Source organism: Pseudoalteromonas sp. J2K-J979, from assembly GCF_058169715.2.
Map to the genome: position 1 here is coordinate 792,198 of NZ_CM200281.1, position 21,308 is coordinate 813,505.

23 protein-coding genes are annotated in these 21,308 nt (G+C 40.6%); 14 read left to right on the top strand and 9 right to left on the bottom strand.

Annotated features, from left to right (window positions below; translation table 11 throughout):
• Nucleotides 1-80 precede the first annotated feature (80 nt).
• Complete coding sequence (locus AC3KVK_RS03800; RefSeq protein WP_490310876.1) at nt 81-1,730, bottom strand: FMN-binding glutamate synthase family protein; 1,650 nt, start codon at nt 1,728-1,730, stop codon at nt 81-83.
• Between the two features lie 154 nt (nt 1,731-1,884).
• Here AC3KVK_RS03800 and AC3KVK_RS03805 point away from each other — a divergent pair, with 154 nt between their 5' ends.
• Nucleotides 1,885-2,463 (top strand): mechanosensitive ion channel domain-containing protein, encoded by a 579-nt coding sequence (locus AC3KVK_RS03805; RefSeq protein ID WP_490310968.1) that lies wholly within the window; start codon nt 1,885-1,887, stop codon nt 2,461-2,463.
• Nucleotides 2,464-2,659: 196 nt separating this feature from the next.
• Nucleotides 2,660-4,531, top strand: coding sequence for a TonB-dependent receptor plug domain-containing protein (locus tag AC3KVK_RS03810; RefSeq protein WP_490310877.1), 1,872 nt, complete (start codon nt 2,660-2,662; stop codon nt 4,529-4,531).
• A gap of 52 nt (nt 4,532-4,583) precedes the next feature.
• Here AC3KVK_RS03810 and rimK read toward each other — a convergent pair whose 3' ends face one another.
• Complete coding sequence (gene rimK, locus AC3KVK_RS03815) at nt 4,584-5,489, bottom strand: 30S ribosomal protein S6--L-glutamate ligase (protein WP_490310878.1); 906 nt, start codon at nt 5,487-5,489, stop codon at nt 4,584-4,586.
• Nucleotides 5,486-5,929 carry an ATP-dependent zinc protease family protein gene (locus AC3KVK_RS03820; RefSeq protein WP_490310879.1) on the bottom strand — a complete coding sequence of 148 codons (444 nt, stop codon included), beginning with the start codon at nt 5,927-5,929 and terminating at the stop codon, nt 5,486-5,488. Before AC3KVK_RS03820 ends, rimK begins: the two co-directional genes overlap by 4 nt.
• A 116-nt stretch (nt 5,930-6,045) precedes the next feature.
• Here AC3KVK_RS03820 and AC3KVK_RS03825 point away from each other — a divergent pair, with 116 nt between their 5' ends.
• Nucleotides 6,046-7,014: a zinc transporter ZntB gene (locus tag AC3KVK_RS03825; protein WP_490310880.1), complete on the top strand. Its 969-nt coding sequence runs from the start codon at nt 6,046-6,048 to the stop codon at nt 7,012-7,014.
• A gap of 547 nt (nt 7,015-7,561) precedes the next feature.
• Here the strand turns inward: AC3KVK_RS03825 and AC3KVK_RS03830 are convergent.
• Nucleotides 7,562-9,199 carry a methyl-accepting chemotaxis protein gene (locus AC3KVK_RS03830; protein ID WP_490310881.1) on the bottom strand — a complete coding sequence of 546 codons (1,638 nt, stop codon included), beginning with the start codon at nt 9,197-9,199 and terminating at the stop codon, nt 7,562-7,564.
• A 114-nt stretch (nt 9,200-9,313) separates the two neighbouring features.
• Between AC3KVK_RS03830 and AC3KVK_RS03835 the strand changes: the two genes are divergently transcribed.
• The 3 genes from AC3KVK_RS03835 (at nt 9,314) to AC3KVK_RS03845 (ending at nt 11,649) form a co-directional block, all read left to right on the top strand.
• Entirely contained in the window at nt 9,314-9,820 is a 507-nt protein-coding gene (locus tag AC3KVK_RS03835; protein ID WP_490310882.1) for a DUF3087 domain-containing protein, read from the top strand.
• A 207-nt stretch (nt 9,821-10,027) separates the two neighbouring features.
• Nucleotides 10,028-10,888 carry a TIGR02285 family protein gene (locus AC3KVK_RS03840; protein WP_490310883.1) on the top strand — a complete coding sequence of 287 codons (861 nt, stop codon included), beginning with the start codon at nt 10,028-10,030 and terminating at the stop codon, nt 10,886-10,888.
• 89 nt (nt 10,889-10,977) lie between these two features.
• The gene (locus tag AC3KVK_RS03845) at nt 10,978-11,649 is read left to right on the top strand and encodes a phosphoglycolate phosphatase (RefSeq protein WP_490310884.1); all 672 of its coding nucleotides are present in this window, start codon (nt 10,978-10,980) and stop codon (nt 11,647-11,649) included.
• A 17-nt stretch (nt 11,650-11,666) separates the two neighbouring features.
• Here the strand turns inward: AC3KVK_RS03845 and AC3KVK_RS03850 are convergent, their stop codons facing one another.
• From AC3KVK_RS03850 to AC3KVK_RS03870, 5 genes are all read right to left on the bottom strand, one after another.
• A complete protein-coding gene (locus AC3KVK_RS03850; RefSeq protein WP_490310885.1) occupies nt 11,667-13,112 on the bottom strand; it encodes an FAD-dependent oxidoreductase in 1,446 nt (481 codons plus the stop codon).
• A gap of 88 nt (nt 13,113-13,200) precedes the next feature.
• Nucleotides 13,201-14,385, bottom strand: a complete 1,185-nt coding sequence (locus tag AC3KVK_RS03855) for a vWA domain-containing protein (protein WP_490310886.1) — start codon at nt 14,383-14,385, stop codon at nt 13,201-13,203.
• An 8-nt stretch (nt 14,386-14,393) separates the two neighbouring features.
• Nucleotides 14,394-15,233, bottom strand: coding sequence for an AAA family ATPase (locus AC3KVK_RS03860; RefSeq protein ID WP_490310887.1), 840 nt, complete (start codon nt 15,231-15,233; stop codon nt 14,394-14,396).
• A 73-nt stretch (nt 15,234-15,306) separates the two neighbouring features.
• Nucleotides 15,307-15,768: a hypothetical protein gene (locus AC3KVK_RS03865; protein WP_490310888.1), complete on the bottom strand. Its 462-nt coding sequence runs from the start codon at nt 15,766-15,768 to the stop codon at nt 15,307-15,309.
• A gap of 87 nt (nt 15,769-15,855) precedes the next feature.
• Nucleotides 15,856-16,083: a DUF1653 domain-containing protein gene (locus AC3KVK_RS03870; RefSeq protein ID WP_490310889.1), complete on the bottom strand. Its 228-nt coding sequence runs from the start codon at nt 16,081-16,083 to the stop codon at nt 15,856-15,858.
• A gap of 126 nt (nt 16,084-16,209) precedes the next feature.
• Between AC3KVK_RS03870 and AC3KVK_RS03875 the strand changes: the two genes are divergently transcribed.
• The 8 genes from AC3KVK_RS03875 (at nt 16,210) to AC3KVK_RS03910 (ending at nt 21,286) form a co-directional block, all read left to right on the top strand.
• Nucleotides 16,210-16,686: a DUF2947 domain-containing protein gene (locus tag AC3KVK_RS03875; protein ID WP_490310890.1), complete on the top strand. Its 477-nt coding sequence runs from the start codon at nt 16,210-16,212 to the stop codon at nt 16,684-16,686.
• 88 nt (nt 16,687-16,774) lie between these two features.
• Nucleotides 16,775-17,401 carry a hypothetical protein gene (locus tag AC3KVK_RS03880; protein ID WP_490310891.1) on the top strand — a complete coding sequence of 209 codons (627 nt, stop codon included), beginning with the start codon at nt 16,775-16,777 and terminating at the stop codon, nt 17,399-17,401.
• Nucleotides 17,402-17,413: 12 nt separating this feature from the next.
• The gene (gene ftsB / locus AC3KVK_RS03885) at nt 17,414-17,695 is read left to right on the top strand and encodes a cell division protein FtsB (RefSeq protein ID WP_490310892.1); all 282 of its coding nucleotides are present in this window, start codon (nt 17,414-17,416) and stop codon (nt 17,693-17,695) included.
• Nucleotides 17,695-18,393, top strand: a complete 699-nt coding sequence (ispD, locus tag AC3KVK_RS03890; protein WP_490310893.1) for a 2-C-methyl-D-erythritol 4-phosphate cytidylyltransferase — start codon at nt 17,695-17,697, stop codon at nt 18,391-18,393. Before ftsB ends, ispD begins: the two co-directional genes overlap by 1 nt.
• Complete coding sequence (gene ispF / locus AC3KVK_RS03895) at nt 18,390-18,869, top strand: 2-C-methyl-D-erythritol 2,4-cyclodiphosphate synthase (RefSeq protein ID WP_490310894.1); 480 nt, start codon at nt 18,390-18,392, stop codon at nt 18,867-18,869. Before ispD ends, ispF begins: the two co-directional genes overlap by 4 nt.
• Nucleotides 18,866-19,897, top strand: a complete 1,032-nt coding sequence (gene truD / locus AC3KVK_RS03900) for a tRNA pseudouridine(13) synthase TruD (protein ID WP_490310895.1) — start codon at nt 18,866-18,868, stop codon at nt 19,895-19,897. Before ispF ends, truD begins: the two co-directional genes overlap by 4 nt.
• A complete protein-coding gene (gene surE, locus AC3KVK_RS03905; RefSeq protein WP_490310896.1) occupies nt 19,894-20,658 on the top strand; it encodes a 5'/3'-nucleotidase SurE in 765 nt (254 codons plus the stop codon). Before truD ends, surE begins: the two co-directional genes overlap by 4 nt.
• Entirely contained in the window at nt 20,648-21,286 is a 639-nt protein-coding gene (locus tag AC3KVK_RS03910) for a protein-L-isoaspartate(D-aspartate) O-methyltransferase (RefSeq protein ID WP_490310897.1), read from the top strand. The genes surE and AC3KVK_RS03910 overlap by 11 nt, the downstream gene beginning before the upstream one ends.
• Nucleotides 21,287-21,308 lie beyond the last annotated feature (22 nt).

Genomic DNA, 21,308 nt, shown 5'->3' on the forward strand with positions numbered 1-21,308 from the left:
GTACATGCAGGCTCCTACCTAAGTCGATAGGCTGCCATTGCTATCCTAATCATTGATATGACGGGTAAGCGGTCAGTTGATTATAGATGTTCTCTGATATCTATCTTCGGGGGTTTAAGCATATCGCATTCATCAACTTTATATTGCTCGCTCGATGCATTAGGCCACCATTGTGACCAGGGATAATCGAGAGGTGTATTATTAACGAATGCCTTATCTTTTAAAGTCGGAACGAGCGCGCCGTATGAGAGTAGTAAACCATTTTGAGTGCGCCTTTTAAGCATCTCAGGAGAGAGTTTGTTCGGGCTATCAAGCCCCATACTAGCGACTAATTCAAAAAAGTTATGCAGCGTATTACGTTGAAAGTTAGCAACCCGTTGAGATTTGACTGGGACATCAATTGCCTTGCCGCGGGCATCATCTTGTGTAGCAATGCCAGTTGGGCACATGTTGGTATTACAACTTAATGATTGAATACAGCCCAAAGCCATCATCATCGTCCGCGCAGCATTTACAACATCGGCGCCTACTGCAATTTTTGATAAAATATCAAAGCTTGAAGCTGTTTTTCCTGCCCCAATTAAAGTAATTTTATCGCGAATACCGCAACCAATGAGTGCGCTATTGACCAAGTATAAACTCTCTAAGCATGTTAAACCTAGCCGGTTTGAAAACTCGACAGGTGCGGCTCCAGTACCTCCTTCAGCCCCATCAATAGTAATAAAGTCAGGAAAAATTTGAGTTTCAAGCATCGCCTTACAAATAGCAAGAAACTCTGCAGGATTACCAATGCACAACTTAAAACCAATCGGTTTTCCTTTACTCAGTTCACGCAGGCGTTTTACAAATGCCAATAATTCTTTAGGGGTTTCACATGCAGGATTGACAGCGGGAGATACGCAATCTTGATGGGTATTGATACCTCTAATTTTAGCGATCTCAGCTGTGATTTTTGCCTTGGGTAGTACTCCTCCATGGCCAGGTTTTGCACCTTGGCTGAGCTTTATTTCAATCATTTTTATTTGCGGCTTGAGTGCCATAGCAGTGAACTTTTCGCAATCAAATTGTCCTTCGTCATTACGACAGCCAAACATCCCAGAGCCAATTTGCCAGACTAAATCTCCTCCATGTTTGAGGTGATAGGGGCTAACCCCACCTTCACCTGTGTTGTGATAAAAGCCGCCAATTTTGGCTCCTAAATTGAGTGCTTCGATTGCATTTGCACTTAAAGCACCAAAGCTCATGGCTGAGATATTTAAGTAATCAGCGCAGTATGGTTGCAGGCAGTCAGGTCCACCGATGAGAATTCTGCGGTGTTGCTCGCTGACTTTAGTGGGGCTAAGAGAGTGCCACAGGCTTAAATAATTGGTGGCCATTAAATCTTGCTGTGTGCCAAACGCAATAGTATCTCTAACATTTTTTGAGCGCTGATAGACAAGTGAGCGTTGTTCGCGATTAAAAGGTGTTTCTTCTGTGTTACTGGCAATAAAATATTGTTGGATTTCACCTCGAAATGATTCAAGGAAATAGCGGATATAAGCTACTACAGGATAAAGGCGGTTTAAGCTGTGTTTACTATATTTAAGGTCGTAGAATCCGACTAGCGAATAAGTCATAGTGAAAAATAAAAGCAGGGCGGTGGTTTTACTTGGCCAGTACCCAAAAAATGAAAGCGTGAGTATGTTTCCTAGACTGAGTATTACATAGTACACACGTTGCATTAATGTCATAAATCTAAACTCGGGTTGTTTTTATCCAGTGTAGATTTATTTATAATTAAAAACAAAAGCTTATTTTATTTAAATTCGTCATTTTATATCATGATTAGTGTTTAAAAGATTATAATCAACCTCTATAAATTATTGGGTATTGCTGCGAATGTTTATGACACTTGTTGAACTTGTAATTGAGCAATATAAATTGTTAGTTACTATTTTTGCACTCTTACTTTTTCCGATATTGGTCAAGTTACAAAAAAACCTTTTAGCCAATATGGTTAAGGGGCGGATCGATCCTCATCGCCAATACCGGGCAGAATTGTTGCTTACAATTATTTTGGCCTTTGTCATGATGTGCTTAGTGTTGGTTTTTTGGGGAATTGAGTTACGGGGCTTATTAGTCTTAGGTTCCTCTTTATTTGCAATGTTAGGAGTTGCTTTATTTGCAGCTTGGTCGCTACTAAGTAATTTAACGTCGTTCTTATTAATGTTTATTCAAAATGATTGTCGAGTTGGTTATTGGGTGAGAGTAATCGATGGTGCTAACTTTGTTGAAGGTAAAGTGGTTGAGATGGGATTGATGAATGTAATTTTAGAGCATGCAGAAGGGCATCGAATTTTATATCCGAACAACTTATTTGTCGTCAGACCTGTGATGATTCTCAATCGAACCCCTAAAGTGGTAAAAAAGCCCTATGTGAATCAGCTCATTGAGAAGAAAAGGGTCAATAAGTTGAATAAATAGCGTCATGCATCTGATTAACTATCTCGTTTTACTTTTAATGTTTGATTATTGTTAAATTTTTGATACTTTTTAATTAAGTGTCGTTTAAGAGGTTGCAGTTATTAAAGCACTCATCATTTTTCCTTTATTGTTTCCCGCTCTTTGCCTAGCCTCATCTGGTACAGAAGATATTTTTGATCTTAGTTTTGAGCAGTTATTGGACGTCAATATTGATTTGGCCAGTAAAACAAGTGAAACGCTGCAATCAGTTCCTTCTTCTATTACTGTGTTTTCTAAACAACAAATAGAAAACTTAGCAGTGAATAATGCGTATGATTTGATTAATTTTATCCCCGGTTTTCAATCTACCCGAGGTGATTGGGTCGGAGCCGTACCTAAAGATCATGCAAGAGGGGTGTATTTAGACAGCGGATACATCTTAATGATGATCAATGGTGAACGGTTAAACGAAGTCTCATTTGGTAAAGCATCGGTTTACACGCCATTTATTCCAACCGCAATAATTGAAAAGGTCGAGTTTATTCGGGGGCCGGGCTCTGCGTTGTATGGAAGCAATGCATTCTTGGGAGTGATGAACATTATTACTCAAAAGCAAGCAAATAATGTCAACTTAGGAGTTGGGGAGCATGGCTTGTGGCAAGTCTCTGCAAATTGGCATCAGCAACTCACTCAGGATGCAACAGCATTTGTTAATTTGGCACTTGATCGCCAAGCTGGAGAACAGCACCAAGGAGTACGTGACCCTTTAGAATCTGTGTACGCAGAGTTGGGGGTGACGGTCGGGCAGTGGCAGATTAATGGGCGATTTAATCAAACACATTTAGAGCAGTTTATTAATTTAGGTGGTTACTCTGAAGATAATAAACACAAAAGTGAAAATACTTACTTAAGTGTGAATTATCATTGGTGGCAAGACGAAGGGTCGAGCTTAACCTCTAAGATTTTTTATGGTCTACATGAAATAGCGAGCTTAGGCATGGTTTTGCCTGCAGAGGCTGGTGTAGTGGATCATGATTTTTTAGTCGGTCCGTATTGGCGAACCCGAGAACTGACAGTTAGTAGTGACTATACGCGAAATTTAACTGGATCTTTGGATCTCGCCGCTGGGTTTGAATTACGAAAAGCGGATCAATTTCAAGCTGGTGTTTATAGTAACTATTTTGATTTAGAAAATGGTCAAATTACGTTGTCAGAGCAATTTTATCATCCGCAAGGTCAAAAGATCCAAGAATTCAGTGATTATGAAATGCTCAAACAAGCCATCGACCAAAATAGTCTCTATGGCCAAATAAAATGGCGCTATAACAAAGATTTAACCGTTTTCTTTGGTGCTAGGTTTGATGATGTACTTGGCATAGAAAGCAATGTTTCACCTCGTTTTGCTTTTGTATATAGTGGCTTGCAACAGCATACCTTAAAGTTACAGTATGGTGAGTCGTTTAGAACCCCGGTAACAAATGAGCTGTATTCCAATGACGATGTGACAACGGGCAATCCTAATTTGACCTCTGAGTTTGTTAAAACAACAGAATTAGTTTGGCAATTTAACGACACAACATTCAGCGCTGAGGTGGTCGCATTTCAAAATAACCTCACTGATTTTATTAATAAAGTTCCTGCACCGAATAATGATGCCGAGTTTACGTTTGCGAACTCGATAGATAAGCGAATTCAAGGGGTTGAAAGTACCGTCTCTTGGCAGTTTTCGAGTGGCTTAGAGTGGGGGATAAATGGGACTCATTTGTTAGATGAGCCAGAGAATGCGAGTTTTAAAAACTTTGCTTCTAGTTTTATTACGTATCGATTTGATAATTTACTTATGAGTTTGAATGCTAATTGGCGCGATAGTGTTGACGTTGAGCTTGAACAAGGGGGGCGGTTTGAGCAATCGAGTTATCTGCTGTTTGGAGGGAGTATTCAATGGCAGTTGACGCCAGTGCATAAAATCAGCTTAAAAGGGATTAATTTACTCGATAAGGGTTATGTTGTGTTTGATCCCCGAGTTAAAAATGGCGAAGTTCCAGGGCACGGAAGGCAGTTGAGGTTAACCTATCAATATAAATTTTAGGATGACAATAAAAAAGGCCCTCAGGCCTTTTTTATTTTAAATTTTTGGTCGATTAGCCTTTTCCACGCGTCGCCGTTTTTTTCGATGCGGCATTTTTTACGATAAAGTCGATGACCATCCCAGCGATATCTTTTCCAGTAGCTGTTTCAATACCTTCAAGACCCGGAGAAGAGTTTACTTCCATCACTAAAGGCCCTCTGCTTGAACGAAGGAGATCAACACCTGCAACATTTAGCCCCATTGCTTTTGCAGCATCAACAGCCGTTTTGCGCTCTTCAGGGGTGATTTTAACTAACGAGGCGCTACCACCTCGGTGAAGATTTGAACGGAACTCACCTTCTTGTGCTTGGCGTTTCATTGCGGCAATTACTTTATCACCGATAACGAAACAGCGAATGTCAGCGCCGCCCGCTTCTTTAATGTATTCTTGAACCATAATATTAGCTTTAAGCCCCATAAAGGCTTCTAACACACTTTCTGCCGCTTTTCGTGTATCAGCTAATACCACACCGATCCCTTGGGTACCTTCTAGTAATTTAATAACCACAGGTGCACCACCGACCATAGACAATAAATCTTTAATGTCATCGGCTTTACTCGCAAAGCCAGTGACTGGCATGCCAATACCTTTGCGAGAAAGAAGTTGTAAAGAACGTAATTTGTCACGAGAGCGTGAAATTGCGACTGATTCATTGACTGGGTAAACGCCCATCATTTCGAATTGGCGTAATACGGCACAGCCATAGAAAGTGATTGATGAACCAATGCGTGGGATAATCGCACCAAAATCAGTGAGGTTTTCACCTTTAAAGTGAATTTCAGGCTTATCGGAATTAATGTTCATGTAGCAACGCAGTGCATCAATAACTTTAACTTCATGGCCTTTTTGTTCTGCAGCTTCGATTAAGCGGCGAGTTGAATAAAGGTTTTTATTACGAGATAAAATACCTATTTTCATAGTGTTTGTTCCTTAAATTGAGTGAGGTAGGAAGCGTGAGGATCAACGGTTATTTTACCGTTCATTGCTGTGCGTCCTAATAGCATTCTAAACATCATGTTTTCTCTATTAGTCAAAGTTATTTCAATAGGAAAAGATTGATTGTTAATGTGTAAATCTGTTGATATTACAAAGCGATTCTCGGTATGTCCGCCGGAATCTGTGACCTCTCGAATATCAATGACTTTTGCTTCGGAGACGATTTCAAAAGTCGTATCTTGTTGATTTGGATGTAACCAAAAACGGACCCATTGTGAGTCATCTTTTTCAAAAGGCTCAACTTTAAATGCATGTAAGCAAGATGTACGGGCACCTGTATCAACTTTAGCCTTAATTTTTGTAATGCCTAAATGTGGTAAAGCGACCCATTCACGCCAGCCAACCATAAATTTATCATTCATGCCGAATCCTCTTAAAAGTATGAAACATAAAAATTATCTGAAAAAACTAGGCGTTTTGACTTACTAGAGTATAACTTAGAGAATGTTGTTTATGTATTTAATTTAAAGGAAGAATAATGACATCGAGTCTGGTGCATGCATTATTGTTAAATGGCGATGGTGGCGCTGTAGAGTTAACAGCGGACCAAGTGGAACGTTGGCAGCCCTCGGATGGTAAGTTATGGCTGCACTTCGATTATGGGCAATCTGATAGTACTTATTGGATTAGGGAAAAGCTACAGCTTCCCTCGCTGGTTCGTGACTCTTTACTTGCTGGAGAAACACGACCTCGTTCGATAATAACAGATCAAGGCTGTTTATTATTTCTACGAGGAGTAAATTTGAATCCCGAGCAAACGCCTGAAGACATGGTGTCTATCCGCATTTATGCCGATGAACATAAATTAATCAGTACTCGAAAGCGGCGTTTATTGTCAGTTAATCATTTAAAAGAAAAGCTACTATCAGGTGAAGGACCTCAGTCAATTTCACAAATAATCAGTCAATTGTCGCTGGGATTAATCAGTCGAATGGAAAATGTAATCGATAACCTAGATGAAAAACTAGATAGCTTTGAGCAAGAGCTAGTTACTGGGCAAAGTAGCCATTCACATCAAGAGTTATCACAAATTCGCCGGCAGACAATTACTTTGAAACGTTACATCAAACCGCAACGGGATGCATTGAAGCAATTTTTATCTGCTAAACACCCTTGGTTTGATGCAAATGAAGAGCAGCATTTGACTGAAAGTATCAATCATCTAACGCGTTTTATTGAAGAACTAGATATGGCCATAGAAAGAGCACAAATTGTATATGAAGAAATTGCGAATGTAATTTCTGAGCAAGTGAATAAACGTATGTACATTATGTCAATTGTCGCGGCTATTTTCTTACCTTTAGGTTTTTTAACTGGTTTATTAGGAATAAACATTGGCGGTGTTCCTGGGGTGGAAAACCCATACGCATTTACAATTTTTGTTGGCTTACTGGTGGCGCTTACTTTAGGGTTGGCGGGGTATTTTCGTTTTAAAAAATGGATTTAGTTTATTTAGCATAAAAAACGCAAGCGTTTGCTTGCGTTTTTTATGCTGTAAATCTGTTTGTGTTTAGTTGCTTTTAAGCCATTTTACAAACAGTCGCGCTTCACTTGTCGAAGCAAATCGAGTGTTTTTTTGTCCCGATTTATCAGCAAATATTACATTGCTTTTATTTACAGAAATTGATTGCACTGGATGTGCTATTTGGATCAATGACCCGTTATATGTATATGACATAGAAAACTCACAATAAATATGCTTTCAGCAATATGGCTGAACAAAATTTTAAAATAAGCTTCAATACAGTTTTGACGATCTTTCCAAACACCGTAGTGTTCTCTAACATGGATTTTATTTAATAACGAACGATGCGTTACTATTTTTCGCCGTACAATAATTCAGCTTTTCGATTTTTTAATGCTGGCTTACTGGATCAGGGTAAGAAGGGGCATTACAACTAGATTTTAACACTGAGAGGTAGTAGTGATAAACCAAGGATGAGAATTTACCTGTTCGTCTTCGGTAATGCAAGTTTTTTATGTGATTTTAATTTTTAAAACAATTCGGGTTGCTGGTGAGATAAGTTACCCGTTAGGTTGTTAACCATCTTCTGTAAGTCTGAAGTGGCGTTTTCAACAGCGTTGCTTACTGTGTCACTTTGGGCGATGCTGGTGTAGCTTTCAGACAACTCCTTTAATAATTTTAGGTTTTGGTTGAGTTGTTCGCTAATGGTAATTTGTTGGCCGGCGAGCTGTGCCACCCCTTGATTGTCCTGTGTCATGGTATTCATTTCGTTGATTATATCGCCTAAGGCTGTTTTAGCGTGTGCAGTTTGTGCTGCATTTTTTTGACTGATGACGACCTCTTGTTCCATGGCATTAACGGCTTTTTGAGAACTCGACTGTAACGATAAAATAATGGTATTAATACTAAGAGTTGATTCTTGAGTTTTTGTTGCAAGGCTGCGGACTTCGTCAGCAACGACTGCAAATCCACGGCCTGCCTCTCCGGCTCGTGCCGCTTCTATGGCTGCATTGAGTGCGAGTAAGTTTGTTTGCTCGGCAATAGAGGTAATAACTTCTAACACACTACTAATACCAATCGTTTGTGACTCTAACTCTTTAATTATTTTGGTTGTTTCTTCCATCCCACGGACTAAGTTGTCCATACCCGAAACGGTTTGATCGATGATTTGATCACAGTTTTGCGACATAGCCGTAACTTTTTGTGTCGATGCCATTGAGCTTTGACTGCTTTGTTCGAGTTTACAGGCAATATCCATAAGACCAAGCATTGCTTCTTCCATATCTTGGGTGCAAATCATTTGCGCTTGAGCGCCATCAGATATTTGAATGCTTATTTTTTCAAGTTCAGAAAAAGCTTCTTCAACTTCTTGCTTCACGATGGAGATATTAGAGACAGATTCGCCGATGTGGTTTTTAATCTCATTGCCCGCATTTCTAAGCTGACCGAGTTCATCGTCTTTGTTATAGCTAATCACAATGTCATATTGCCCTTTAGCAATCTGGTTCATATTTTCAATGAGGCGGCTCAGCGGAGTGATAATTGAGCGTCTTAAAATTACGATTATACAAGTGATAAAGAGAATAGATAATACGATGCTAATGGCAGGGATTATAATAGTTATTAGTATTTGCTGAGATTTGAGTTGGGCTTTTTCAGCATTCACCTGCTGGTGAATTAGTTGATTTGCTTGTGATAAAAGTTCGCTGGCAGTGCGATCTTTTCCCCTAACTAGCGCATCGGACTTTTGGGTGTTTTTATGAGTCGAAAAATCCTGATATGCACTTTGATAGGCGATAAATATATTTTGATGCTCTGTTGAAAAAGCTAAAAGTAGACTGGTGATGTCTTCTTGTGTGCTTTGATTAACCGCTAGTTGAAGGTTTCGAGTAATCATGCTGTTCAGTTGCGTGACTTGCTGCCAATATCGCTGTGCTTCTTTAGTATCTTGACCCCTTATCAATAAATTTTTCCATGCTTGAACTTGGTCTTTAAAAGTGAGGTGTAAATTGGAAATCGCTTCTGCTTGAGTTACTTGTTGACTGATAAGGCTACGATATGCAAAGAGTTGATCTTCGAGCTTGAAAATACTAAAGAAGGTAACAGCTAAAATACAACTGATCCCTGCAATAATGGGGACTGTGATTTTTTGGCGAAGGTTTAGCATCTAACGGCTCACATTTTGGCATGTTTACTTAGTCTTGGTTAATGTGTGGTATTTGTCTAATCTCAGGTTGCTTTTAAGGTAGAATAGTTCGTTATTTATAAAAGAGAGAGTTATATGCAACTACAAGAAATAGATAAGCCCCGGTATAGAAAGCACCTAAATATTGTAATCGTAATGGCTATTATTGGGTTGTCGGCATTGAGTTTATCAATTTCCCAACTATTGATTGCGCTGTTTCCATCTCCCGAAGGGACACATTTTCATTGGAATCTCACTGGTGTGATTTGTGGGTCTTTGCTGATAGGCTTATTTATTCGTACTTATAAACATCATACGTTTATGGCTGAAGTGGTGTATGTTTGGAATTTAAAGCAAGCGCTCAATCAAATAACCCGTAAATTACAAAAAGTAAAAGATGCGGTTGCAAAAGGAGATGTGTCATCAATGCACGCGTTACACTTTTATTACTCGGGAAATCGCCAATTGTGGCAACTTGATGATAATCTAATTACGATGGATGAATTGGCTATTTGGCAAGCTGAACTGGACGTACAAGCTGCTAAATACCACGTAACTCTGGATCTTACACTCTATGATCCGCTCACTTTAAAAGCTTTATAGTCAATCAGTTAAATGCATGTGATTGAGTTGATCCTCCTCTAAGCGATAAACATTGCTAAGCAAGTACTTTATGCATGTAAAGTACTTGTTCCTTATTGTTACTCATTATTTTTTCTGTATTGTCGATTTTTTGTATAAAAAATTATCACTTTTTGCCTAGTTATGTTATCAATTTAATAAGCTTATTTTTTAATCTGGATTAAATTGATGTCTTGGCATCGTTGCTATATCCCATATATTTATCTGTGTATATTGCTATTTTCTTGCTTTGTGAAGGGGCAAGAGCAGATTATTTGGCAGTTAAATCATGCCCCACCTTCCACAATAGTTCACGGTCCATATAAGCAGCAAGGGTTTATAGATTTAATTCTGAGTCAGATTATCAGCGATATGCCTGAATATCATCATTCCATTGAAGTGAGTAGTCTTGCTGGGTCTACATTTGAAATTCGTTCACAAAAGAAAGTGTGCCTACCAGCACTGTTTCCTTCTAAAGAACGTGAGAAATTTATGGTATTTTCACAGGCTAGTATTGTCCATCCAAGTAATCGATTGGTTTTCTTAAAAAATAATCGTAAAGGAATAACGGGCCAGCGCTTAGACTTAGCAAGCTTATTAGCGAGAGAGGATTTGTACCTTGGGCTAGATAAATCTCGTTCCTATGGGGCTGTGGCAGATAAAGCACTCACAGATGTCGAGCCAATGAGTCATGTTTATCGACGGGCTTCAGAGTCACCCAATGGTTTAATAGAAATGGTGGCATTAGGGCGACTAGACTATACGATTGCCTATCCATTTCAGGTGCAATATTATTTGCAAAGTAACCATTTGGTGGAGGAAAATCCACTGCAAATGGCTCAAATTGAAGGGCAGGCTGCTTATTCGATGGGGCAAGTTGCTTGTCCAAAAAATGAATGGGGACAGCAAGTAATTAATCGCGTCAATCAAGTGCTAAGTAAGTTAAAGCCGACTCAAGACTATAAAGATGCCATGACGCGTTGGTGGCAAGAAAGTGCACAAGACCCTAATTTCATCGCATTTTATCAGCAACAATTTTTAAATCATTAAGCTCACGATGAAATACATGCGCCGCATATTCCATGATGAGATTATCTGTATAATAGGCTGTAATTATACCTAGATTTAGAGAGCAAACTGTGAAGTTTGAACAGAAAACCCTCGTTATTTTTGATTTAGATGGCACTTTACTCGATAGCGCCCCTGATCTGGCTTTAGCCATCAACATGATGCTTGCAGATTTAAATTACGAAGCCGTTCCGGAGCCTGTGATACGTAGCTGGGTAGGTAATGGTGCACAGACGCTCGTATCGCGAGCGTTACAGCACTCTGGTTGTAGCAGCTCGCAAGAATCAGCTTACTTTAATGATGCCTTGGCCATCTTCTTGACCCATTATCAAACTCATCTCAGTACCAGTAGTGTTTTATATCAAGGCGTGTTAACGACTTTAAAGCAACTTAAACAAAACGGATTGCAGTTAGCGTTAGTGACCAATAAGCCACTGCGATTTATAGAGCCTATCTTAAGCGCTTTCGAACTAAAGGATATGTTTTTGGTACAGTTGGGAGGGGATAGCCTAACAGTTAAAAAACCTCACCCTGAACCGCTTTTACATGTTTGTGAACTGTTAGGTGTGACGGTTGAGCAAGCTGTGATGGTGGGAGATTCTAAAAATGATATTCTAGCGGCTAAAGCTGCAGGTATGCACTGTGTCGGTTTAACATACGGTTATAACTATAATCAGGCGATTTCTTTGCAAAATCCGGATGTAACATTAGATGAATTCAGCCACTTATTGAATTACTTTTAATGCGTGGCTGAACTTAGTTAATTTGCGAATGCAAGCTCTATTGGATAATTGCGTTCTTGTGCTAAACGTTGTGCAAGTTCGCTGACTTCTTGGTAATTTACTGCTTTGGTATGTGGAAATAAGTGACCTTGACTCAGGGCTTTTTTATCGAGCAAACCTTTCGACACTAAATCTTTGACTATCTCGTCACTGGCGCGCAATGCTGAAGAGGCTTTAACAATTTCAGCTCGTACGTAATTGTGTTTTTCAAATGAGACATTAGCCGCTCTTAGAGTTGGGTCGTCTCCTGGTATTTGTTGTGCGCCGTAAAGCGGTTTACCAGCTGGCATGGCTGTTGCGAACTGGGGTAAAAATTGTGCTAGGTGACTAATTGACTTTTTACTGCGCTGAGTAACTTCAAAGTCTTGCCATTTGTGACGAGCCATATTCAGCAGGTTGTCGGGTAACTGTGGTTGCGCGCTGTGTGAGGAATTTTTCACTAAACCATGCTCAAATAATGTGATGTCTTTTGTCATGCCATGAAGCTGAAAATACCCTCCTGGATAGGGAGTCAGTTGTGCCATGCCTTGTGGTGTTCCGCGTTGACCTAAAAATATCACTTCGGGCCAATGGCCGATTGCATTAGGCCAATGGGTTACATAGGCCGCTTTAAACTCAACCATACGTTCACGTGTGAGTGAAGCCATATCGTCAATTTCACCGGTTTGAAACCCTGCAGCATTAATTAAATAATCAAACTGATGATGACCTTGGTTGGTCGTGACCTGCCATTGCTGATTTTTAAATTGCACCTGCTGTACTTGGCAATGAGTCTGGATATTGCAATTAGGCATTTTCTTAAACGATAAACTGGCAATTGCGGCAAGGCGAAATGCACTGAGGCCGTATTCTTGCACTAAAATTATAGGCCATTTTAACTGGTCAAAATCTAAGTGCTTAGTAACCGGAATAAGCCAATCATCAAGTGAGTTGATTGAAATTGGAATATGTTTTTTTGCTAATGAAAGAGCCTCGTCACGTGTAAATAAACGGTAGTAATCACTAGGTTTGCCAAGCACTTGATTGGTCGGATCTTGCTCGACTAATTCTTGGTAAAAGGCTTGCAGTTTGCTCAATCTTGGTAAGTAGTCCAAAGGAGAGCCTAGGTCATGCTTGGGCACAGCTATAACGGTAGGGCGAATATTAGCACTCAGCGGGTAAACTTTTAATGTATCGATAGACTGCTGAAGTAAGGTTAGGCACTGGTGCTCAGATATTTCACGGTATAAATTACCGCCTGCATGTAAGTGACAAAACGGCGGGCCGTTGACTAAACTAGGACCTTGCTCTAACACCGTGACATTAACACCTATTTCACCTAAGCGCAGGGCGATGGTTGACCCCGCGACCCCACCGCCAATCACACCTACTTTAAATGGCGGCAGTTGTGTATTTGCAATGGAATTAGGTGCATTCATGGTCATATATTAAGTCTAATAAGGTTAGAAATCCCGCGCATTCTAGAGCAAAGCTCGTGCGATTTCATCCCTTAAATCAGTGTGGGTATGAGTCTTATAGTGCTTTTATAGCTGCACTGATCCCATCTAAAGTAAGTGGATACATTTTATTATTCATTAATTGCTGCATCATGCCGATGGAGTGGTAGTACGACCAATGTACTTCGGGCTGTGGGTTAAGCCAGACGACATTATCAAAATGATCCGTTATTCGTTTTATCCAAACGCTGCCCGCTTCTTGATTCCAATGTTCGACACTTCCGCCTGGGTAGCTAATTTCATAGGGCCCCATCGTTGCATCACCGACAAATATTACCTTGTAATCTTTACCAAACCGATTGATTAATTCTGTGGTGCTATGTGTTTCTTGCCGACGACGAACGTTGTCTCGCCACACATATTCGTACAGACAGTTATGGAAATAGTAAAACTCTAAATGTTTAAATTCAGTTTGAGCTGCACTGAATAGTTCTTCACAAGTATGGATATAATCATCCATTGATCCGCCGATATCAAAAAACATCAGTACTTTAACTGCGTTATGGCGTTCAGGTTGCATTTTTACATCCAGCACACCTCCTTGTCTGGCCGTCGCGCTGATCGTGTGGTTCAAATCAAGCTGTTGCGAAGCCCCTGAACGAGCGAATTTACGGAGTTTTTTTAGCGCTAACTTGATAGTTCGAGAGCTTATAACAGCCTGACTATCGAAATTTTTGAACTCTCTTTTGTCCCAGACTTTAACAGCTTGGCGATGATGGTTACTGGCTTGGCCAACACGAATACCTTCGGGGTTGTATCCATAGGCTCCAAAAGGTGATGTACCACCAGTTCCGACCCACTTATTGCCTCCTGCATGCCTTTTTTGTTGCTCTTTAAGTCGCTGCTTGAGAGTCTCCATTAATTTTTCAAGGCCACCAAGTGCCTTTATTTGATCTTTTTCGGCTTGGGAAAGGTGTTTTTCAAACTCTTTTTTCAGCCAATCAGCGGGGAGTGTGTGCTGCCGTTCGAGTAAGTCGAGGACGTCAAGCTCAGAGGTTCCCGAAAAATAGTGAGCAAATGCTTGATCAAAACGATCGAACTGCGTTTCATCTTTAATCAAAATAGTGCGTGACAGGTGATAAAAGTCATCAATATTGGCAAAAACAATTCCTTTTTCTAAAGCATGAATAAGGTCGAGTAATTCGCGCATGCTGACCGTGAGTTGATATTCCTTTAACTTGAGAAAAAATGAAATGAGCATCAATAGCCTCAGCGATTTTTAGACATGAAAGCAAGCTTTTCGAGTAAGCTAATATCTTGCTCATTTTTAAGCAGTGCGCCGAACATTGGCATTAAGCCTCCTTGGTGATGCGTGTCGTGTAACGTCAGGGCATCGATGTCATCAGCCATCAGTAATTTCAGCCAATCGAGTAGCTCACTGGTCGAAGGTTTTTTCTTCAGGCCAGGCACATCTCGCAGATCAAAAAAGACTTCAAGGGCACTTGTGACTAAGCTTTGTTTGATATTTGGGTGGTGTACATCGATAATTTGCTGCATTTGTTGCGCGCTTGGGAAGTTGATGTAATGAAAGAAACAGCGCCTTAAAAAGGCATCTGGCAGTTCTTTTTCGTTGTTTGAAGTGATAATGACGATAGGACGCTGGACTGCTTTAACCCGTTCATCGGTTTCATAGACATGAAATTCCATTTTATCGAGTTCTAATAACAAATCATTAGGGAATTCTATATCGGCTTTATCGATTTCGTCGATCAATAATACAGGTCGCTTATTGGCGCTGAAGGCTTGCCACATTTTGCCTTTAATAATGTAATTACTAATATCGTGAACTTTAGCGTCACCTAATTGACTATCTCTGAGGCGAGACACCGCATCGTATTCATACAAGCCTTGTTGGGCTTTGGTCGTGGATTTGATGTGCCATTGGATAAGTTCTGTATCAAGCGCTTTGGCAAGTTCTTCAGCGAGGAGGGTTTTTCCTGTGCCGGGCTCACCTTTAATTAAAAGAGGTTTTTCAAGCATCATTGCGGCATTGACCGCTAACGTTAATGGCTCGCTTGCGATATAAGAGTCAGTACCTTTGAAGGACATATTGTTCAACTTATTAAATGGTCAGATGAGTCTATCTTCCCACAAGCGCAAGCAAATACCAATATTGCAGACTCTAAATCGCGTGATGTTTTTGCTGAGGTTTAAATTGACAGTGCTGAGCGTCCACCGCGTTAATTGTTACTTTACTGGCCTCACGTACAAGGACACATTGGCCAGGTTTTATGGTGTTGTTTTCACGTATAATAGAAAAAGCATGCTCATTAGCGGCAGTTAATTGATATTGATACGCTTGATCGCTGCCTTCCACAATTGACATCACAATACCTGAGAATAACGCTCCTACAAGTGCTCCTGAAATCATATCTTCATGGTTGCCGTCGAGGTTTTCAATTAAGCCGGCCGCTCCTCCGACTGCCATCGCTGATTGAGTGTGTGATGCTAAGGTGACATGCGCGATGTTGTCGACTTTTGCATAGTATTGTTTGATGACCAGATTGCTATCATTTCTATCGATACCTGACGTAGTACATCCCGCCAAGAGTGCCATGGCAAGTAAGCTAAAAATCGGTTTCATACTGTTCTCCTATCGTTTTTAACAGTATAGGGTGCGCGATTGTAAGCTTCTTGCAGAACTGTGTAGAAAAGTGTCAAAAAATGTAGCTCATTTTGTTGCTTCTAAGGGTTCGATTAATTTAAAGCGAGCCTGTTGTTGGCCATCAATCTCAACGGTTTCAATGAACATGCTTAATGGTCGTGCCCAGATGCCAAACTCGCCATAGAGGGCTTTGTATATAACGAGTTGTTCTTGAGTCTCACTGTGAGTTGCAACAGATAAAACCTGATATTTAGGGCCTTTATAATGCTGATAGATCCCTTTCGTTATGACCATTTTGGATACCTTTGAATAATTATGAGTTTGAAACAGGCATTTCTAGTTGTTTGTGGCTATAAAAGCAAGACCTTGCTAGGTTATACTGTGCTTAATTAGGCAAAAAAAGCCCGACATTGAGATAATATGAATTACATTCCTTTAGAGCAATTTAAACAAGCATGGGTATTTCGTCATAAAGACTTACCGATCACCTCAGAAGATTTGGCGTTGATTAAACCTATGACTGAAGCACGTGCCGCTAATGTGTGGTGTACGTTTATTAGCAACGAGAATGATCACCCTGACTTTTTTACAGATAAAGACTGGCCTGGACAAAAGGGCAGTTGGTCACAGAGTGTGGATTGGGAAAAAGCGTGGGAAAACGAAGAAACTCACTTGCCACAAGAGCTACTCACGCATTTAGATTGGGATAATAATACGGTCGTTTATTTTTGCTTATCGCGTGGGAGTGTGATTGAAACGCGTTGGGATGTATTTAAACGCTGCTGGCAAAATTTCTTGTTCATGAGTGATGGGGTTATTTTATTGGGTAAAAAGCGCCAACAAGTGGCTCAATTTATGGCTTCTGGGCAAGTGAAATTAGGGCAAAAGCCACAGTAGTGATCGAGGTGGTTTATTAGACAAAAGTTTTCCCTCTTAATTCTGCTATGGTATAAAAACATAGCGATGAAATTGATAAGGAAAAGCTTTGTTTAATCAGCCTGATCAGCAGCCTGACTTATGGCAAGATGTTGAAAAACATCGCTTGCATGCTGAATTGTGCAATGCGTTTTATGCCCGTGAGATTTTAAGATTAAGCAAAGAAGAAAATAATACGCGGCTATGTCGGATTTTAGCGAGCTTACCCTATTATATTGAACGCGCTGCGGGGCATATTTTATCAGGTAACAACCCATTGCAGCTCGATAGCCAAAATGGAAGCTGGATTGCAAAACAAGCAGTCAAGATTCCAAGTAAGGATGCTAAGACAGACGTTTATTACTGTAAAAATGCAAAAGTAGGCTTGATAGTACCAATTAAATTGCAGTTAGAAGATTTTGAGATAATTAAACTCGACTGTATTGATGAAGTCAACGGTATGGCAGTTCATTGTAATGAACATGGTTGGTTTTCATTCTCAGGGCAAAGTAATGACTTGCCAAACAGAGAGTTATGTAAACCCACCAAAGCGATGATGACGTCAGCTTGCTGTGGCCATGGTTGGTTGCAAGGTAAGCGAGCCTCGCCGAGGCGCTTATCTTTACGAGAAATGTTATTAGCAGCCAATGTTAATTGGCAAAATTTTGCCCAACCACTTATCACCAATAGACGATAAAATGGAGAGAAAATGCGTCTTTTTCAATTGGCTCTGATATGCCTATTGGTATTTATTCAATACAAATTATGGTTCGGCCATAATGGTGTGAAAGACTATACCCGTTTAAAATTAGCGGTAAACGAACATCGGCAAGTGAATGAGGATTTATTAAAACGAAATAAATTACTCAAAGCCGACGTTGATGATTTGAAAATTGGTCTGGATGGTATCGAAGAACGCGCTCGCAATGAACTTGGGTTAATAAAACCCGGAGAAACTTTTTATCGTGTTTTACCAGGCAAACGAAAATAATGAGACCAATAAAAATAGCCGCCATTATTCCCGCAGCGGGAATTGGCAGCCGCATGCAATCTGCGATTCCAAAACAATATTTATCGATTAACCAAAAAACCATTTTAGAACATACGCTAGCACGTTTGGCTTGTGTGAGTGAAATTGAGCATATTTGTGTTGCAATTAGCCCCGATGACACCTGGTTTAGTGATATAAAACTCGAATCGGTGAGGTTTTCTCAGGTTTTGGGTGGGAAGGAACGCGCTGATACAGTATTTAATGCATTAACTCATTTGAAAAAACAAGGTTTCGATTGGGTATTAGTTCATGATGCAGCTCGTCCATTGGTACAGGTCGAGGATATTAAGCGACTGATCACTCAATGTATCTCTCATAACCAAGGAGGGATATTAGCTGCCAAAGTTAAAGATACCATTAAGCGCGGCGATACTTGTATCCAAGAAACGGTTCCGCGAGATGATTTATGGCAAGCATTAACGCCGCAAATGTTTAAACCTGATGAGCTGTATTTGGCGCTTCTTAACGGAATAAATAAAGGTGCTGTGATTACCGATGAGGCGTCGGCCATGGAACTCTTGGGCCACGAGGTGATGCTGGTAACTGGTCGTTCAGATAATATAAAAATTACCACCCCTGAAGATTTAGCCTTAGCAGAGTTTTATTTAAAAAATTCAAAAGATTTGGAGAAAAGATGATCCGTATTGGTCATGGTTTTGACGTGCATAAGTTTGGTGGGCAGGGCCCATTGACGATAGCTGGAGTAAAAATAGCGTACCCACAAGGTTTTTTAGCACACTCTGATGGTGATGTTGCGATACATGCGTTATGTGATGCAATTTTAGGTTCGCTTGCACTGGGCGATATAGGTAAACATTTCCCAGATACCGCTGCGGAATTTGAAAATATCGACAGCCGAATTTTATTACGCCATGTCGTTTCTTTAGCAATTGAGCGCGGTTATCAATTAGGTAATGCAGATATTACGATAGTAGCGCAAGCCCCAAAAATGTTGCCCCATATTGATAAAATGCGGGCTATTTTGGCACAAGATCTTCAAGCTGATATTAATCAAGTGAATGTGAAAGCAACGACGACAGAGAAACTGGGTTTTGAAGGACGAAAAGAAGGTATTTCAACTCATGCAGTGGTGCTAATGAGCAAACTTAAATGAGTGAGCTGAATTACCTTTATGGTAAGCCGTTATCAATGGCTGATTTTAAAGCGCAACCCGAAGATTTTATGGTTGACGAAATACTCGGTTTTGAGCTCTCTGGTGAGGGAGAGCACGTTTGCTTACAAGTTGTTAAAAAGGGTGAAAATACACAATTTGTTGCCAAACTTATTGCAAATCATGCCGGTGTGAACCCTCGAGATGTCAGTTATGCGGGGTTAAAAGATCGCCATGGTGTATGTACACAATGGTTTAGCGTACCTGTGCCTATAAAAAAACACATAGATTTTCGCGAACTCAATAGCGAGAGTGTGTTTATCGTACAACAAGTTCGTCATGGGCGAAAATTACGTACTGGCTGCCACAAGGCTAATAAATTCACGATTCGACTACGCAATGTTAGCCAACCACTGGATGTTTTTTGCCGTATCAACGCACTGAGAAGTGGGGTGCCTAATTATTTTGGGGAGCAGCGGTTTGGTCGAAATGGCCATAATTTAGAAATGGCGAAACGGATGTTTGCAGGAGAACGCATCCGAGATAAAAAATTACGAGGGCTGATTATTTCAGCAGCACGTTCGTATGTTTTTAACCAATTTGTCAGCTTAAGAGTGAAAGAACATGGTTTAGCAAAGACCATGCATGAAGAAGTATTCTTACTCGATGGCAGTAATGCCTTTTTCAAAGAGTCAATAAATAGCACGAACCTCGATCGCTTAGCCGCTGGCGATATTGCTTTATCGGCACCGATGATTGGTAAAGGTGATGAGGCATTAACGGAGCAAGAGTTGCTTTGGCTGAACGATTATCAAAGTTGGCGAGATGGGCTAGTGGCACTTGGCTTAAAAACAGAGCGGCGATTAATTCGCTTAATTCCGCACGGGCTGACAATCAAAGAAGAAGATGAACAAACATTAATCATTGAATTCAGTTTAGCTAAAGGCTGTTTTGCCACAGCGCTATTACGTGAACTGGTTTTATATCAAGACGTCTCACCTACGAATAAAGAACAAAAGGACTCGGTATGAAAATCTTGTTAAGTAATGATGATGGAGTGTCTGCAAAAGGGATTGCGGTCTTATATAAGGCGCTCAGTGAGATAGCGACAGTGACTGTGGTTGCCCCTGATCGTAATTGCAGTGGTGCAAGCAATTCATTAACACTCTTAAATCCGTTACGTGCCACTGAACTCGAAAATGGCTTTATTTCTATCAGTGGCACTCCAACAGATTGTGTTCAACTCGGTTTGAATGAATTAATTGATGAGCCACCTGATTTGGTGGTTGCAGGGATCAATAATGGAGCAAATTTAGGAGATGATACGTTGTATTCAGGCACTGTGGCTGCGGCGACCGAAGGTCGTCATATGGGGCTACCGGCTGTTGCGGTCTCGTTATGCTCTAAAGATGAAAAGCACTATGAAACGGCCGCCGCTGTCGCGGTTAAAATAATCTCACAGCTGAGCACACACCCTTTAGCGCAAGACCAAATAATTAATATAAATGTGCCTGACATTCCATTAGAGGAGCTTAAAGGGATCCAAGTCACACGTCTAGGATCTCGTCATAAAGCAGAAACAATGACCAAACAACGTGATCCCTGGGGGCGAGATATTTATTGGTATGGCACATTAGGTGCGGAAGCTGATGCGGGGCCGGGAACTGATTTTTATTCTGTCAATCAAGGGTTTGCTTCAGTTACACCGCTAACTGTTGATATGACAGCTCGAGATAGTCTAGAAAAAATGCGCGACTGGGTGGCCAGCTTGGAGTTTAATCGTGCTTGCTAATTACAGTCGAAGTGCGCAGCAATTAGCGAGCAAATTAAGCCAAGAAGGGATCACCCATTCTGGCGTGCTGGCAGCGATAGCACATACCCCACGACATTTGTTTGTGGGTGACGTGTTACAGCATAAAGCATATCAAAATACCGCATTGCCAATTGGTTTGGGGCAAACAATTTCTCAACCTTATATCGTAGCAAAAATGACCCAGTTGTTATTGGAATTAGGTGTAACAGAAAGCGTGCTTGAGATTGGGACAGGATCGGGGTATCAAAGTGCCATTTTGGCTCAGCTATTTAAGCAGGTGTACTCAGTTGAGCGAATTAAATCATTGCAATGGCAAGCAAAACGGCGGTTACAAAGCTTAGATCTCTACAATGTTTCAATGAAGCATGGAGATGGCTGGCAAGGCTGGCAATCAAAAGCACCGTTTAACGGTGTGATCGTTACAGCGGCTGCTGCGACGGTTCCCGAAGCATTATTAGCCCAACTGGCTGATAATGGAGTTTTAATTGCGCCGATAGGAGCAGAAGAACAGCAATTGATGGTCTTCCAGCGTCAAGGTGGCAACTTTTCACAGCAACGCATTGAAAATGTAAGATTTGTTCCATTAATTAATGGTGAAATCGAATAAGGTTCAATGTATCTAATAGTTT